The sequence below is a fragment of the Carboxylicivirga linearis genome, from assembly GCF_018271995.1.
GTDB classification, from domain to species: Bacteria; Bacteroidota; Bacteroidia; order Bacteroidales; family Marinilabiliaceae; genus Carboxylicivirga; species Carboxylicivirga linearis.
Window position 1 is genome coordinate 209,537 of sequence record NZ_JAGUCO010000005.1, and the last position, 16,260, is coordinate 225,796.

Below are 16,260 nucleotides of genomic sequence, written 5' to 3' on the forward strand. Positions count from 1 at the left end.
AAGGGTGTCGTTACAGGCACCCTTTCTTTGTTTATAGAATAATAGTATTGAAAATGAGTTAGGTTATAAGATGTTTTGTTTGGTTGTAATCAAATTTTTTGATATTTTTCTAGTGGCTCAGGTTAGAGGAAAGAGCATTGTGTGTGAATAGAGCCAGCTATTCAAAGGCCTTTGATTAACCTTTTATTGCTAATATAAATCCTATAACTATGTTAAACATTGCTCTTTTTGGCCCTCCTGGTGCCGGTAAAGGTACCCAATCAGAATTTCTACTCAAGCAATACAATTTGTTTTACATTTCAACCGGTGATATTCTCAGAAAGGAACTAGCTGAAGAAACTAAGCTTGGTTTAGAAGCTAAAAGCATAATTGCGAAGGGAGGTTTGGTATCTGATGAAATCATTGTTCAGATAATAGAGAAAACGATCAAAAACAATCCGGATGCGAATGGCTTTTTATTTGATGGTTTCCCCCGAACCTTTGTTCAAGCATATATATTGGAAGGTTTGATGATTAAGTTGGGTACTGCCCTTGATTTATTGATTAGTGTAGAGGTGCCTCAGGAAGAATCTGTAAAAAGACTTTTGCTAAGAGGTGAGACATCCGGACGTATGGATGATAATGAAGAAGTAATTCGGAACAGGTTGCGCGAATATGATGAAAAGACCTTGCCTGTTTTGAACTTTTATAAAGAACGAGGAAACTATGTTTCAGTCAATGGTCTTCAGTCGATTAAAAAAGTTACCACCGATATAAAAAAACGCATTAATGAAGTACTGCGGGGTAAATATTTGAATATTGTTTTATTTGGATATCCCGGTTCTGGAAGAGGGTCATTAGGAAGAGCCATTGCAGAAAAATACAAGTTGGAATTTATTTCTACTGGTACGATGCTGGATGAAGAGATAGAAAAAGGTAGCGAAACGGGTAAGAAAGTGAAAGAGTTATATGAAAATGGCCGTTTAGTACCCGATGAGATAGTGATTCGTTTGATAGAGAAGAAAATAGAGCAATCAAAAAATGCGAAGGGTTTTATTTTTAAAGGATATCCACGCACATTGGTTCAGTCTTATATTTTAGATGGAATATTGAAAAAACATAATTCCTTCATCAATAAAATTATTGAAATTGATGTTGATACTTTAGAATTAATCAGACGGTTAGATCAAAGAAGTAAAACGGCTCAACGAATGCCTTACGATTCAAGTACTGAAAAAATAGTAAAAAGGCTTCAGGAGCATAAAGATAAAACACTGCCGGTAATCAATAAATACAAAGAGGTTCACGATGTTGCGGTAATTGATGGCATGGCTTCCTTCGATGAGGTTTTTAATCGTATCTCAAAAGTGATTGAGAGTGGATTCAAAACTTTAGATTAAACTTACTATTTGATTAAAACATTTTTCGTTGCATTTGTTACTATAGCAGTAAATATTTGCAATGACAGAAATAAAAAAGAAAAAAATAACACGCAGTGGCCTCAAGGAGGCTTTTCAGCTATATAAATTCATTAAACCTTATCGTGTAGAATATTTCATTGGGATATTTTTCTTGTTAGGTTCGAGTTTGGCTTCTCTGGCCTTTCCTAAGCTTTTAGGAGATCTGGTAAGTGCTGGCAGTAGTGGCTTATTAGCTGAAAAAATCAATAGCCTGGCAATATTAATCGGTTTTGTTTTGATTGCACAAGCAGTGTTCTCATATTTCAGAACCTACTTATTTGTGCGTGTAACAGAAAAAACACTTTCTGATGTTCGACAGTACACCTATAATCATTTAATCAGGTTACCACTGGCATTTTTTGAAAAAAGAAGAGTAGGGGAATTAAACAGTCGTTTGTCGTCAGATATATCATTATTGCAGGAATCATTGACTACCACATTAGCTGAGTTTGTGAGGCAAATAATTACTATTTTGGGAGGCATTGCAGTAATGGTATACATCTTGCCTAAGTTGACTGTTTTTATGTTGGCTGTTATCCCGGCTGTAGTTCTATTGGCTGTTGTTTTTGGACGTTTTATCAGAAGGTACTCTAAAAAGTCACAAGCTGAGGTGGCTGATTCAAATACCATTGTAGAAGAAACATTACAAGGTATACAAAGTGTAAAATCCTATACCAATGAGTTCTGGGAGATGGCTCGTTATAAGAAGAAAACCAACGAGATTGCTTCTGTGGGTATAAAAGGGGGTGTTTACAGAGGAGCCTTTGGTTCGTTTATGGTATTTGGTTTATTTGGAGCATTGGTAGCTATAATCTGGAGAGGAGCATCTTTAATAGCTACAGGTGAGATGGATGCCGGTGAATTATTCTCATTTGTATTGTACTCAGGATTTATTGCCGGATCTATAGGGGGATTAGCCAGTTTGTTTGCTAAAATTCAACGTTTTCTCGGAGCAACGGAAGATTTATTTGAAATAACAAATGAGAAAGAGGAAGAGATAATTGAAATTAAAGATGTGCGTCCTGCTGATAAGTTGAAGGGAAGAGTTGAATTTAAGAACTTATCATTTGCTTATCCGGTGCGGCCCGATACGAATGTGTTAAAAAATGTGAGTTTTGTTATTGAACCTGAGCAAATGGTAGCTCTTGTTGGAGCTAGTGGAGCGGGTAAAACAACGATTACATCTTTGCTATTTCAACTGCATAAAACAGATGAAGGCATGCTTTGGTTTGATAATAAAGAAGCTTCTGAAATACCTTTGTCTGTGCTAAGATCACAATTAGCATTGGTTCCGCAAGATATTTTCCTTTTTGGAGGATCGATAAGGGAGAATATAGCTTACGGAAAACCTACAGCATCAGAAGAGGAGATTATTAGCGCAGCTAAAAATGCAAATGCATGGGAATTTATTGAGGATTTTGAAGAAGGGTTAGATACTATTGTTGGTGAACGTGGAACGCAGCTTTCAGGAGGTCAGCGTCAGAGAATTGCAATTGCCAGGGCACTATTACGTAACCCAAGAATTCTCATTTTGGACGAAGCTACTTCAGCACTGGACTCTCATTCTGAAAAATTAGTGCAAGATGCATTACATACTCTAATGCATGGACGAACTACTATTGTTATTGCACACCGATTATCAACCATTAAAAATGCAGATCAGATAATAGTATTGGATAAGGGACAACTCATTGAAAAAGGTACTCATGAAGAGCTGTTAGAAATGTCGGATGGTGTTTATAAGAAGTTATCTAGTTTACAGGGAATTGAACAACAGGTAGTGTCCTAGCTGATAACCATTCTTTGTATAGGTGTTTTATAAATATTTATATAAAGTAAGAAAACAATAAAAAGTAAATGTGTTAGCTTTAGGTGAATTCTTTACAAAATGGTTTATTTTGTGATATAATAGCATAAGATAAGCAATCAAGAGTCATTTACAGGTAACATGAATTATCTTTCGGAGAAAACAATTAACCTAAGAGGTAAATTACATAGCTGGGAGCATCCCATGGTGATGGGGATACTAAATATCACTCCCGATTCATTTTTTGATGGTGGCCAATATCAACTTCAAGCGGATATTTTAAAACGTTGTGAATCTATTCTTCTGGAAGGAGTAGAAATAATTGATATCGGAGCTTACTCTTCAAGGCCAGGTGCTGAGAATGTTTCGGGGGAGGAGGAGTTAAAGAGACTTTCGACTGCATTGACTTGGATTAGAAAGGAATATCCGAATACCATCATTTCAGTGGACACCTTTCGAGCTTCTGTTGCTGAAGAGGTCGTAAAAAATTTTGAGGTTGATATAATCAATGATATAGCTGCAGGAGAATTAGACAATAAAATGTTTGAGACAGTAGCTCGTTTAAATGTTCCCTATGTAATGATGCATATGAAAGGAACTCCTCAAAGTATGCAGCAAAATCCAAAATACAACAATCTTATTCAAGAAATTAGTAATTATTTTGCGAAGAAGGTGGAGCAATTATCATACCTGGGAGTAAATGATATTATTATTGATCCGGGTTTTGGTTTTGGAAAAACACTAGAGCATAATTACCAACTTCTGAAAGAATTAACTCAATTACATCTTTTTCAATTGCCAATTTTGGTGGGGGTGTCTCGTAAATCAATGATATATAAGTTACTTGAAGTTGAACCAAAAGATGCCTTAAATGGAACATCGGTGTTAAATACGGTTGCATTATTAAATGGAGCCAATATTTTAAGGGTACATGATGTAAAAGAAGCGGTGGAATGTGTTAAATTAGTGCAACAACTTCAAAATGCATAAGAGCTAATGACTTTTTTAGAGATACGCTTAATAGATCTTATCGATATTGTATTGGTTGCATACCTCATGTACAGAGTGTATAAGCTGATAAAAGGTACCGTTGCACTAAATATTCTTATAGGCATTTTTGCTTTTGTATTGTTGTGGTTGCTGATTAAGGCGTTTAACATGGAATTGTCTGCCAGTATTATGGATAATTTTGTGAACGTTGGAGTATTAGCTTTTATAGTTGTTTTTCAGCAAGAAATCAGACGTTTCCTTATTTTATTAGGATCACGATACAATCTTACTTCAAAGTTTTCTCTGGATAAAGTTTTTATGAATGAATCGAAAGGAATGATGGATATTTACAATATACCCTTGGTTCGGGCATGTGAAAACTTGGCAAAGACAAAAACCGGAGCATTGGTTGTTATTTCAAAAGAATCGGAGTTGGTAGATTATGTGCAGACTGGTGAATTAATAAACGGAGTGATATCTAGTCAGTTGATTGAGAATATATTCTTTAAAAATAGTCCGTTACATGATGGTGCTGTTATTATTACCCGAAATAAAATTAAAGCGGCAGGTTGTATTTTACCTGTTTCTCAAAACAGAACTCTACCTAAAAAAGTTGGGTTGAGGCATAGAGCTGCTATGGGTATTACGGAGGCTACAGATGCAATGGCCATTGTTGTTTCTGAAGAAACCGGTCGAATATCGTTTTTTAGTAAAGGTCAGATGGAAATGGGAGTGAGTTCTGATGAGTTAAAAGAACTTTTATCTAAGAATTAGCGTAAATTTTAAAAGTCAGATTAAAAATATAATGTTTTAATGGAAGGAAAAGAAAAAATAGCAATAAGTGGAGCAACAGGTTTCATAGGAAAAAAGCTGGTTGATTTTCTTGAACAGAACGGATACCAGGTTTTAAAGCTAAACAGAGCTATTCTTCATAATCCGGCAGAATTAACAAAAGCAATTAATGGTAGCGATGCAGTAATTAATCTGGCAGGGCATAGCATTGCTAAGAAATGGAATGAAAAGACTAAGCGAAAAATTTTATATAGCAGATTAAATGTTACAAGACGAATTGTTGATGCAGTGGAAGCAGCAGTTGATAAACCTGATGTAGTTATCTCTGCATCTGCAGTTGGTATTTACGATGCTTTTGAAGTACATGATGAATTTTCTACCAGTTATGCAGATGATTTCTTAGGCGAAGTATGTCAAAAGTGGGAAGCCGAAGCTCTTCGAATTAGTAATGTTAAGAATGTTCGACTTTGTTTAATCCGATTGGGTGCTGTATTAGGCAAAGAAGGAGGTGCTTTTCCTAAATTAATAAAACCTTTTAAGTTTGGCTTTGGATCAACGCTAGGAGATGGCCATCAGGTTTTTCCATTTATTCATATTAAAGATGTTTTAAGTGGGATATGGTATTTGCTAAAACGCGAAGCTTCCGGTGGTATTTATAATTTTGTGGCACCTGAAATGATCTCGAATTTAGAATTTAGTATTGCATTAGCCGAAAAACTAAACCGTCCACTTTGGTTAAAAGTGCCTGAATTTGCCTTACGAATGATTTTAGGTGAAGGAGCAAACTTTCTATTAGTTGGCCAAAAGGTAGTGCCTAAAAGAATGCTGAAAGATGATTTCCATTTCTCTTACCCGACATTAGAATCGATCTTAAACGACCTTTGTTGAATAAAAAAAGGCTGTCTTAAAAAGACAGCCCTTAATATTTTAGAATATACTACGATCTTGGGTGAAACTGAATTAAAGTATTTTTTAAATACTCTTTATCAAGATGTGTGTAAATCTCTGTTGTAATAATGGATTCGTGTCCTAACATTTCCTGAACTGCTCTCAAGTTCGCACCACCATCAATCAAATGAGTTGCAAAAGAATGACGGAAAGTATGTGGACTAATGTTTTTCTCGAAACCAAGTTTCTTAGTTAAATTTTTAATGATGGTAAAAATCATTACTCTGGATAATTTTTTACCTCGTCTGTTAAGGAAAAGAATATCTTCATCGTCTGGATTAATCTTAAGATTACGACGATATTCACTTAAGTAAAGATTAATCTCCTTAATAGCTTTAGTACTAATAGGCACTAATCTTTCTTTATTTCCTTTTCCTTCGATTTTAATAAAACCTGATTCGAAGAACAAGTTAGAAATTTTAAGATCAATTAGTTCTGAAACGCGAAGACCACAACTATAAAGTGTTTCTAATATAGCTTTGTTACGTTGTCCTTCTGGTTTTTTAGTGTCAACAGCACTAATAATAGAATCAATCTCCTGAACAGAAAGAATATCAGGTAATTTCCTACCAATTTTTGGTGATTCTAATAAGGCTGTAGGGTCTTTTTCTACTTTTTCTTCAATTAAAAGAAATTTATAGAACGACTTAATGCCGCTAATAACCCTGGCTTGAGTTCGTGGACTGATCCCCCGGTGTCCAATCCATTCCATCATCTCTTTAAGGTCAGCGAGAATAATGTCTTCAGGTCCTTTCTTAAGCTTATTCTCCTCTAAAAACGCTACAAGCTTCGTAAGGTCTGTTACGTAAGCGTGTATTGAGTTTTCTGATAACCCCTTTTCAATTTTGAGGTAGTTTCGAAACTCATTAATTTCTGATTCCCAATTCATAATTTTTAAGTTTATTACAGTTTCCCGATTGCAAGTATAACCAAAAATAAATATTACAGTAATAAAGATCAAATATTTTACTAAAAAATACTATTATAAATATTAAAAACTGTTATTCATAACCCTTTTAAGTTTTATTTTCCAATAAACAATCGTAATTTTGCGCTCACGATATCAACAGATATTATATGAGTATACTTATAATTAATGGTCCTAACCTGAATTTGTTAGGAAAAAGAGAACCTACTATATATGGATCTGACACTTTTGAAGATTATTTTCAAAAAATTCAAGAAGAGTTCGGTCAAATTGATTTAGAGTATTTTCAATCAAATCATGAAGGTGAAATTATAGATAAACTTCATGAAAAAGGTTTTAACATTGATGGTATTGTGCTAAATGCAGGTGCGTACACGCATACTTCATTGGCCATTGCAGATGCAATAGCTGCCATTAAGAGTCCGGTAGTTGAAGTACATATAAGTAATGTTTTTAAAAGGGAACAATTCAGGCATCATTCATTTATAAGTTCGGTATGTGTAGGAAGCATATCAGGTTTTGGGCTCGATTCTTATCGATTGGGTATTGAGGCCTTAATAAGAGTGAATAAAAAAATATAAACTAGAATTTTATTAATTTTTTGGATCGAGCAGGGGAAGGGCTGGATTCAATATGTTTAAATAGTTGCATACCTCCAGAAAAATTTAATTATGAAGAAGTTTACGAAAATTGTTGCTACAATTTCAGATCGTGATTGCGAAGTTGACTTTTTAAAAAAGTTGTACAAGTCAGGAATGAACGTTGTTCGTTTGAACACTGCTCACCAGGACTTTGAAGGTGTTAAGAAAGTAGTTGATAATGTTAGAGCTGTATCTGACAAGATTGCTATTTTAATTGATACAAAAGGACCTGAAATCAGAACATCAAAATGTGATGGAAACCTTCAATTCAAAACAGGTGATGTTGTAAAGGTTAAAGGCGGTATTGAAAATGAATCGTCTAAAGAATGTATCTATGTAAGTTACGAAAGCTTCGTTCAGGATGTGCCGGTAGGTGGTGACATTTTGATCGATGATGGTGAAGTTGCACTTGTGGTTGATGCTAAAGAAGGAGATCATTTAGTATGTACTGTTACCAATGATGGTGAAGTAGGAAGCCGTAAGAGTGTTAACGTTCCAGGTGTGAGAATCAATCTTCCTTCTGTTACAGAAAAAGACAGAAACTTCATTAAGTATGCAGCTGAAATCGGAATTGATTTTGTAGCTCACTCTTTTGTTCGTAACAAAGAAGATGTATTAGAAGTACAGTCTATCCTTGATGAGAAAAATAGCCCGATGAAAATCGTTGCTAAAATTGAGAACCAAGAAGGTGTTGAGAATCTTGAAGAGATTTTAGAGCATGTTCACGGTATTATGGTAGCTCGTGGTGACTTAGGTATTGAAGTTCCTCAGGAAAAAATTCCTGGAATTCAGCGTCAAATGATTCGCGCTTGTGTGGAAGCTAAGAAACCTGTTATTGTAGCAACTCAAATGTTGCATACAATGATTAAAAACCCTCGTCCTACACGTGCTGAGGTAACAGACGTTGCAAACGCAATCTATCACCGTACAGATGCTATCATGTTAAGTGGTGAAACTGCTTATGGTAGTTACCCTGTTGAAGCTGTTAGAACAATGTCGAAAATTGCTAAGGAGGTTGAAGCTGCTAAAGATTCACGTAACGACATTCCTGTACCTAAGAATGAGGCAGAAGTAACTGCATATTTAGCAGATACAGCTGTGAATGCAAGTAAAACATTAGATGTTAAAGCTGTATTGACAGAGGCTTTAACTGGAAAAACAGCTCGTTATATTGCTGCTTTCCGTGCTACTGTGCCTGTTTATGCATTAAGTCATTCTGCTGAAGTTGGTCGTCAATTAGCTCTTTCTTATGGTGTTTATCCACGTGTAATGGAAGATGGAACCGACGCTAAGGATATCCTTAAGAAGACGCTTAAAAAACTTATGAAAAAAGAAGTTTTAGAGGGTAGCGATTTAGTTGCTTATTTAGGCGGTAGCTTAGGACTTGGTGGTGGAACCACTTATTTGGAAATTATCACTGCTGATGCATTGTTAAAGAAAATAGAGAACGCTTAATAGGGTTCTCAAAATAGTTCAAAAAGGCGCTATCCACTTGGGTAGCGCCTTTTTTTTGATTTTTTTTCTTTGGTAAAATATTGATAAGCAATAGCTGAACAAATATGAACAAAGAAAATATTAACTGATTTGAAAAATAGTATTGCATATAAAAAAAGAAGAGTTACCTTTGCATCGCTTTCAGAAAGAGATATACCTGATAAGCTTAATGAAAAGCTTGCCAAGTAAGGAGTTCAGAAGAAAGTAAAGAATCTCAAATGTGTGATTCTATTAACAAGAGATGTTGAAAGATATCTAAACTGGTCTGGTAGTTCAGTTGGTTAGAATGCCGGCCTGTCACGCCGGAGGTCGCGGGTTCGAGTCCCGTCCAGACCGCTAGTTTAGAAAAAAGATTTTTGATAATATTCAAAGAAATTGGTCTGGTAGTTCAGTTGGTTAGAATGCCGGCCTGTCACGCCGGAGGTCGCGGGTTCGAGTCCCGTCCAGACCGCAATCTTTTTGAAATTATCTTTTAGGTCTGGTAGTTCAGCTGGTTAGAATGCCGGCCTGTCACGCCGGAGGTCGCGGGTTCGAGTCCCGTCCAGACCGCAATCTTTTTGAAACATCTTTTGGTCTGGTAGTTCAGTTGGTTAGAATGCCGGCCTGTCACGCCGGAGGTCGCGGGTTCGAGTCCCGTCCAGACCGCATAAAAAAAGGGAGCAAAATTGCTCCCTTTTTTGTTTTATAAGCATTTTGAATTTATTGATTTTGCAACGCATTTTTTATGAATTCAGGGGTGCGAGTCGGCTTGCCTGAATTACTATGCATAAAGGCAAGTGTCACCGTGGCGGTATTAATAGTCTCACCGTTTTTTATGGTAGCGTATTTGAAGCTTATTTTTACATTTGTAAGATTTTCAATGCTCACTTCAATTTGAAGATTATCGTCGTAAAAAGCCGGCTTAATAAAATGAAAATCCATATTAATCACAGGCATCATTATACCTAGTTCTTCAATTTTAGAATATGATATATTTAGTGATCTAAAGTATTCCCATCGTGCATTTTCATATATACGTGCGTAGTTTGAGTGATGTAAAAACTGCATTTTATCAGTTTCTGCATAGCTAACCCGATGTTCATATATAAAGATGTCGTTGTTGCTTAATGACTGCATTGGTGCCCTTCTTTAGCGCTGTTATCTGAATGTTGCTCACATACAATTTTAGAATCGATTGTTTCGCCTTTTAAGTATGCCTTTATTACATCTTCAATTTCACCTGAGCAGCCTCTGATTACCTGAATATTAGATTGGTTAATTTTATTCACTGCACCTTGTCCCATGTTTCCGGCAAGCATTACGGAAACCCCTTTGTTCTTTAATGTACCAACTATGTCAGTCTTGCATCCACATCCATTAGGAGAAGGGATTTCTTCTATTTCTACAATCTCATTATTGCTAATTGTAGCTACACTAAAAAATTGGCAATGACCAAAGTGATCATCAACCATTTTGTCTTTTGTTGGAATTGCTATTTTCATTATTTAAAATATTAAATTATTCGTCTGGTTTATCTTTAATTGCAATGGCATTACCATTAATTAATGCTTGCGCAATTTTTTGATGTGCTGAACTGATAATTCTACCGAATGTCTGGCGACTGATGTTCATTAATTTTGCAGCTTCCTCCTGATAGAGACCCTCGTAATCAGCTAATCTAATACTTTCGTATTCGTCAAGTGTTAATTCGGTTTCTGTTATATCTCGCAAAGGAACACCTGCAGGTTTGAAATAGGTAATCGACGGTTTGCCACAGATGTGTCTGTATGTCTTTTTTCTTGGCATATGCTAATTATAATGTTGCAAATATAAGCATATGCTCATTATAAACAAGGGGCATGAGACCTTATTTGTTATAATGAAAGTTGAGAGTTTTTAATTATAAGTTGGTAAAAAAAGAGAAATGTACTTTACCATACTTCTTTAATTCGCTAAAATTTGGATGATTTTCGAATGATTTTTTGTCGGAATGTTCAAGTATAAATAATCCGTTTTCATTCAATAATTCTTGTTGAAAGAAAAGATCCGGAATCGTATCAAATTGTTTCAAATCAAAGGGAGGATCAGCGAAAATAAGATCAAATTTCTCACTGCTTTTCTGCATATATTTAAAAGCATCCGCTTTAATTGGTCTGATATATTTATCTAATTCCAGTTCTTGAGTTGTTTTTTTTATAAACGAAAAGTGATTATAATTAAATTCCACTGTAGTTATATTTTCACAACCTCTGGAAGCAAATTCGTATGAAATACTTCCTGTACCGGCAAAAAGATCTAAAACTTTTAAATCTTCAAAATCTAAACGATTCATTAGAATATTAAACAAGCTTTCGCGTGCAATGTCTGTTGTAGGGCGAGCCTTAAAACTTTTTGGTGGGGAAAAACGTCGTCCTTTTAAGTATCCACTAATTATACGCATATTGCCAAATTAAATAGATTGTGATGCTCTTGTTTATATTGATCTTTTATTTTTAGTGTATCGCTAAAATTAAAATGATAAGATGGTGTGACAATTTTGGTTTGTCGTAAGTAGTTTTTTAATGCCAGATAATAAGGATTCTGGCGATCGTATACTCCGTGAAGATGAATACGTGTGTTCTCTGTTGACATTTTTAGCTGTTCAAATGTAAACAGGACAAAATAAATAAAATCGTTAGGGGTCGTAAACTTGAACGAGTTGCAAAGCTTCAGAGCTCTTGATTCCATCACTACAATATCAAAGAAGTGATCATGTAAGTCGATGTGGATACTGTTTTCGTCCTTTTTGTTTTGCGCTGACAATAAACAGCCTTCAACAAAAGGAGAGTGTTGTTGATAAAATGAAACAGAATCAAACTGATTTTTTATCAGATGATATAAGAATTTAGGAATCGCAAAGATATTCCATGCGTCAGCCATTTTAATTTTATGCTCCTGTAATTCACAATCAACAGAATTGATGCTGTGGTTCAGATTAAATAGTTCCTGTTTTTTTGCGGGATCGTATAAGGCGGTTGGTACCAATGTTGCGTTAGGCGTTTCGATCATAAACAATACCTTTTTATAAGGTAAATTCAGGAGTTTTTCAGTAATTAATAATTCCTGTGTTTTGATATGATCAGCACTAGAATCCTTAAATGGAATATTGGCATACGCAATATATGTGTTTGTAACAGGGTCTAAAACACAAAAAGAAAGTCCATCCGAAGCAGATCGGATGGACAAAAAATATGAAGTTGTAATGCTTTCGTCAAACGAAGAGGATACAACGTATGTTTTGGTCATTGTACTATTCCCAGTTACCAGCATTATTATTTGCTTCCTCCAATGAACCAACTTTAAGACCAGGATATCTCTCCAATTTTTGAGTCTTATCATTTAAATTAATGATTTCCTGAGCCTCAAGACCATCTAAGTACACGTTGTTATGCACTTTAGCCTCAAATACCTGCACTTTAACTCCTGAACCTGTTTCTACAACTCCGGCGCCCATTTCAAATTTTTCGCCTTCAACAAAAGGAATAAATGGTAATGAATCTACCGAATAACCTTCCGGGAACAAAGAGTCTTTAACACTAACACGAATAGTGTCCCTTTTAATAATACCTAAAGCTAAAGCTTTTACTTCAGTCATACCGGCTTCCAACATACTGTCAGTCAAACTACCTTCTTTTCTAATTAATGGTAGAGAGTCGTTTTTGATAAAACTGATCAAAGTGTCGAAACTTCCTGTATATTTGTTGTAAACAGACTTGTATGCAACCTGCGCATCACGAGTAAGCATCAATTTTTCCACATTCGCATCTTTTCTCATTTCATGAGCTTCCTGAAAGCGGATTGGTTTTTGAATACTCTCAACACACAAATAGCCTAAAGCAATAATAGCAACTGTAAGGACAATCTGAATCACTGTTTTCATTATCTTCGGATTTTTGTTTTAGTTTGAATGCCCAAAGTTAAAAAAAAAATCAAATTACGATTTTTTCCGGGGCTTTATCTACATTAAAAATGCTAAATAAACATATAAGTAACTTAATTCTTGAAGGGTTTAACTTTGAACCAACACCTTCTCAACAAAAATTAATTGGGGGATTAGGTGATTTTGTCATGTCTGAAGAACAAGAAAGTGTCTGTTTAATAAAAGGATATGCAGGTACAGGTAAGACCAGCTTGATGAAGGCGTTCACAGATGTGTTGGAAAAGCTTGAAATACCGTTTCAGCAAATGGCACCTACCGGAAGAGCTGCAAAAGTTTTAAGTAGCTATACCGGAAAGCCTGCCTATACCATTCATAAACAAATTTACCGTCGCGAATCCTCAAATGATGATTTTAGTAATTTTCATTTAAACTTCAATAAGTCGAAAGATGCCATCTTTATAATTGATGAAGCATCAATGATATCAAACAGCAGTTTAGAATATACCACTTTTGGATCGGGAAGGCTTTTAGAAGATGTGTTGAATTTTGTATTTGGGAAAGGAAATTGTAAACTAATTCTCATAGGTGATGTGGCACAGTTGCCTCCTGTGGGCTTTGAAGATAGTCCGGCCTTAGATAAAGATAACCTAAGAAGCTTGGGCTTGCATGTTCAGGATTACTTTTTAAGTGAAGTGGTGAGGCAAGAAGAGAATAGTGGTATACTTTATAATGCTACTAAATTACGCTTAGCTTTAAATGAATCTTTTTTTGAACCTACATTCCCAGAATTAGAAGCTAAGAATTTTGCAGATTTTAAGAGAATATCCGGAGAAGAGTTGATTGATGAACTGAATTGGTGTCAGGAAAATTATGGTTTAGATGAAACTCTGGTTGTGTGCCGATCTAATAAAAGAGCAAATCTGTTTAATCAGGGAATACGAAATTCAATTTTGTATCGTGAGGAGGAATTGACTGTTACGGATCATTTATTGATAGTTAAAAATAATTATCATTGGCTAAAAGATAGTAAAGAGGCTGATTTTATTGCCAACGGTGATATTGCAGAGGTGATACGTATTAACGGGTATGAGGAATTGTATGATAGAAGGTTTGCTAATGTTACGGTTCGGTTATCAGATTACAAACTACTTGAGATTGATGCCAAAATTGTATTAGACGCTCTTCATTCCGATACCGCTGGCTTCTCTCGCGAAGAGCAGGAAGCTTTTTTTAAAACTGTAATGGAAGATTATCAATTTGAAAGATCAAAGCGAAAACAATATGAAGAACTGAAGAAAAACCCTTATTATAATGCCTTGCAAGTTAAGTATGCCTATGCTATGACCTGTCATAAATCGCAGGGTGGACAGTGGAAAGCGGTTTTTATTGATCAAGGTTATGTGCCGGAAGAACAAATGGGAAAAGGATATTTTCGGTGGTTATATACAGCTATCACCCGTGCTACAGAAAGAGTGTATTTGGTTAATTTCAAAGATGAATTCTTTGCAAAATAGAAACAAAAAAAAACTCCGCTATTGCGGAGTTTTTAGTAGTATGTTTAATGAAAATTAAATTCCAAGGTCTTTAGCAATATTGCCAATAATCTCATCAGCTTTTTCATTTGCTGCGTAATATTCATCTTTACTGTTCATAGGAACCTGAACTTCGAAGTAAAACTTGATTTTAGGTTCGGTACCTGAAGGACGAACAGATACTTTGTATCCTTTTTCGGTAAAGAATTGAAGCACGTTTGAAGTTCCTGGTAAATCAATAGCTTCATCTTTTCCTTCTAAGACGTACTGAGCATTAAGTTTAGAATAGTCTTTGATGATACTTACTTTATCACCACCTAAAGTTTGTGGAGGTGTAGATCTAAAGTCTTGCATGATTTGCTTGATTTCATCAGCGCCACTCTTACCTTCACGAACAATGTAAATCATTTTTTCTTTTGAGAATCCGTATTCCATGTAAATGTCTTGCAATACGTCAAATAATGATTTACCATTGTCTTTAGCCCAGGCAGCAATTTCAGCGGTAATTGTAATTGCGGCAACAGCATCTTTATCGCGTACATAATCACCAGGTAAGAAACCGTATGATTCTTCACCTCCGCATATATATTTTTTCTTGCCTTCCAAATCGCGAATTACTTTTGCAATCCATTTGAATCCGGTATAGACATCAAAATATTCAACTTCATTTTTAACAGCAATCTCTTTGATAAGCTCAGAAGTAACAATTGTTTTTACAATGTACTCTTTACCGGTTAAGCGACCTTGCTCTTTCCATTTTTTTAAGATATACCATGTCAGAAGGGTAGCAGTTTGGTTACCATTAACCAAAACAAATTCTCCTTTTTCATTTCTAACAGCAATACCCAATCGATCACTGTCTGGATCTGATGCCATTACCAGATCAGCATCCGTTTCGTTGGCTTTATTCAAGGCCATTTCAAGTGCTGCTGGTTCTTCAGGGTTTGGAGAAACTACTGTTGGAAAATCTCCACTAACCACATCTTGCTCCGGTACATTAATAACGTTTTCAAAACCACAACGACGTAATGCCGCAGGAATCATCTTAACTCCAGTACCATGGATTGGCGAATAAACAATTTTAAGATCTTTGTTGCGATCAATAACTTCCTGATCAAGCACTAATGATTGAACCTGATCAAGGAATTGGTTATCCATATCTTCACCCAATATCTCAATCAACTCTTTATTACCATCAAATTTGATGTCGTTAACAGAAGTAATATCGTTTACTTCATCAATTACATTAGTATCGTGTGGCGCTGTTAATTGTGCACCATCATTCCAATAAGCCTTGTAGCCATTGTATGCTTTAGGGTTGTGTGAAGCTGTGATAATAACACCACTCTGACATCCTAACTGACGGATAGCATATGAAATTTCAGGAGTAGGACGTAAATCTTCAAATAAGTAAGCCTTAATTCCGTTGGCACTGAAAATATCAGCAACCACTTCGGCAAAAAGTCTGCTGTTATTACGACAATCATAGCCAATAACAACGCTTTTCTCACTTGCATCAGCAAATTCTTTATTAATGTAATTGGCTAATCCTTGAGTGGCTGCTCCAACGGTATAACGATTCATGCGGTTTGAGCCAGGGCCCATGATTCCACGTAAGCCACCTGTTCCGAACTCTAAATCCTTATAAAATGAGTCGATAAGAGATGTTTTATCCTCATTGTCCATCATTTGTTTGATGGCACTTTTTGTTTCTTCATCATAAGCACCATCCAACCATGATTGTGCTTTTTCTAATACTGAGTTTAATACTTCCTTTTGCATCTTTCTTAA

Annotated in this window: 16 protein-coding genes and 4 tRNA genes; 12 read left to right on the plus strand and 8 right to left on the minus strand. The window is 35.5% G+C overall.

Annotation, left to right across the window (positions count from 1 at the left end; genetic code table 11):
• The first annotated feature begins 209 nt into the window (after positions 1-209).
• The 5 genes from KEM10_RS09795 to KEM10_RS09815 all read left to right on the plus strand — a co-directional run bounded on the left by KEM10_RS09795 (position 210) and on the right by KEM10_RS09815 (position 5,916).
• The gene (locus KEM10_RS09795; protein ID WP_212215808.1) at positions 210-1,379 is read left to right on the plus strand and encodes an adenylate kinase; all 1,170 of its coding nucleotides are present in this window, start codon (positions 210-212) and stop codon (positions 1,377-1,379) included.
• 61 nt (positions 1,380-1,440) lie between these two features.
• The gene (locus KEM10_RS09800; RefSeq protein ID WP_212215809.1) at positions 1,441-3,228 is read left to right on the plus strand and encodes an ABC transporter ATP-binding protein; all 1,788 of its coding nucleotides are present in this window, start codon (positions 1,441-1,443) and stop codon (positions 3,226-3,228) included.
• Between the two features lie 159 nt (positions 3,229-3,387).
• On the plus strand, positions 3,388-4,236 hold the full coding sequence (gene folP, locus KEM10_RS09805; protein ID WP_244825723.1) for a dihydropteroate synthase: 849 nt from the start codon (positions 3,388-3,390) through the stop codon (positions 4,234-4,236).
• 6 nt (positions 4,237-4,242) lie between these two features.
• Positions 4,243-5,010: a diadenylate cyclase CdaA gene (gene cdaA / locus KEM10_RS09810; protein ID WP_212215810.1), complete on the plus strand. Its 768-nt coding sequence runs from the start codon at positions 4,243-4,245 to the stop codon at positions 5,008-5,010.
• 39 nt (positions 5,011-5,049) lie between these two features.
• Positions 5,050-5,916, plus strand: a complete 867-nt coding sequence (locus KEM10_RS09815; RefSeq protein ID WP_212215811.1) for a TIGR01777 family oxidoreductase — start codon at positions 5,050-5,052, stop codon at positions 5,914-5,916.
• A gap of 49 nt (positions 5,917-5,965) precedes the next feature.
• Here the strand turns inward: KEM10_RS09815 and xerD are convergent, their stop codons facing one another.
• Entirely contained in the window at positions 5,966-6,865 is a 900-nt protein-coding gene (gene xerD, locus KEM10_RS09820) for a site-specific tyrosine recombinase XerD (protein ID WP_212215812.1), read from the minus strand.
• Positions 6,866-7,053: 188 nt separating this feature from the next.
• Here xerD and aroQ point away from each other — a divergent pair, with 188 nt between their 5' ends.
• The 6 genes from aroQ to KEM10_RS09850 all read left to right on the plus strand — a co-directional run bounded on the left by aroQ (position 7,054) and on the right by KEM10_RS09850 (position 9,684).
• On the plus strand, positions 7,054-7,485 hold the full coding sequence (gene aroQ / locus KEM10_RS09825; protein ID WP_212215813.1) for a type II 3-dehydroquinate dehydratase: 432 nt from the start codon (positions 7,054-7,056) through the stop codon (positions 7,483-7,485).
• A gap of 90 nt (positions 7,486-7,575) precedes the next feature.
• Positions 7,576-9,000 (plus strand): pyruvate kinase, encoded by a 1,425-nt coding sequence (gene pyk / locus KEM10_RS09830; RefSeq protein WP_212215814.1) that lies wholly within the window; start codon positions 7,576-7,578, stop codon positions 8,998-9,000.
• 301 nt (positions 9,001-9,301) lie between these two features.
• A tRNA-Asp gene (locus KEM10_RS09835) sits at positions 9,302-9,375 on the plus strand.
• A 41-nt stretch (positions 9,376-9,416) separates the two neighbouring features.
• A tRNA-Asp gene (locus KEM10_RS09840) sits at positions 9,417-9,490 on the plus strand.
• Between the two features lie 24 nt (positions 9,491-9,514).
• Positions 9,515-9,588 (plus strand) — tRNA-Asp (locus tag KEM10_RS09845).
• A gap of 22 nt (positions 9,589-9,610) precedes the next feature.
• A tRNA-Asp gene (locus tag KEM10_RS09850) sits at positions 9,611-9,684 on the plus strand.
• A 54-nt stretch (positions 9,685-9,738) separates the two neighbouring features.
• Here the strand turns inward: KEM10_RS09850 and KEM10_RS09855 are convergent.
• The 6 genes from KEM10_RS09855 to KEM10_RS09880 all read right to left on the minus strand — a co-directional run bounded on the left by KEM10_RS09855 (position 9,739) and on the right by KEM10_RS09880 (position 12,937).
• The gene (locus KEM10_RS09855) at positions 9,739-10,155 is read right to left on the minus strand and encodes an acyl-CoA thioesterase (protein WP_212215815.1); all 417 of its coding nucleotides are present in this window, start codon (positions 10,153-10,155) and stop codon (positions 9,739-9,741) included.
• Positions 10,143-10,520, minus strand: a complete 378-nt coding sequence (locus KEM10_RS09860; protein ID WP_212215816.1) for a NifB/NifX family molybdenum-iron cluster-binding protein — start codon at positions 10,518-10,520, stop codon at positions 10,143-10,145. The genes KEM10_RS09855 and KEM10_RS09860 overlap by 13 nt, the downstream gene beginning before the upstream one ends.
• A 16-nt stretch (positions 10,521-10,536) precedes the next feature.
• On the minus strand, positions 10,537-10,824 hold the full coding sequence (locus KEM10_RS09865; protein ID WP_212215817.1) for a DUF134 domain-containing protein: 288 nt from the start codon (positions 10,822-10,824) through the stop codon (positions 10,537-10,539).
• 94 nt (positions 10,825-10,918) lie between these two features.
• Positions 10,919-11,458, minus strand: a complete 540-nt coding sequence (gene rsmD / locus KEM10_RS09870; protein ID WP_212215818.1) for a 16S rRNA (guanine(966)-N(2))-methyltransferase RsmD — start codon at positions 11,456-11,458, stop codon at positions 10,919-10,921.
• Positions 11,449-12,303, minus strand: a complete 855-nt coding sequence (locus KEM10_RS09875) for a DUF3822 family protein (protein ID WP_212215819.1) — start codon at positions 12,301-12,303, stop codon at positions 11,449-11,451. Before KEM10_RS09875 ends, rsmD begins: the two co-directional genes overlap by 10 nt.
• A gap of 4 nt (positions 12,304-12,307) precedes the next feature.
• On the minus strand, positions 12,308-12,937 hold the full coding sequence (locus KEM10_RS09880) for a hypothetical protein (protein ID WP_212215820.1): 630 nt from the start codon (positions 12,935-12,937) through the stop codon (positions 12,308-12,310).
• An 89-nt stretch (positions 12,938-13,026) separates the two neighbouring features.
• On the opposite strand from KEM10_RS09880, the gene KEM10_RS09885 reads away from it, so the two are divergent.
• A complete protein-coding gene (locus KEM10_RS09885; protein ID WP_212215821.1) occupies positions 13,027-14,451 on the plus strand; it encodes an ATP-dependent DNA helicase in 1,425 nt (474 codons plus the stop codon).
• A gap of 54 nt (positions 14,452-14,505) precedes the next feature.
• Here the strand turns inward: KEM10_RS09885 and KEM10_RS09890 are convergent, their stop codons facing one another.
• Positions 14,506-16,251 carry a phospho-sugar mutase gene (locus tag KEM10_RS09890; protein ID WP_212215822.1) on the minus strand — a complete coding sequence of 582 codons (1,746 nt, stop codon included), beginning with the start codon at positions 16,249-16,251 and terminating at the stop codon, positions 14,506-14,508.
• Between the last annotated feature and the right edge of the window lie 9 nt (positions 16,252-16,260).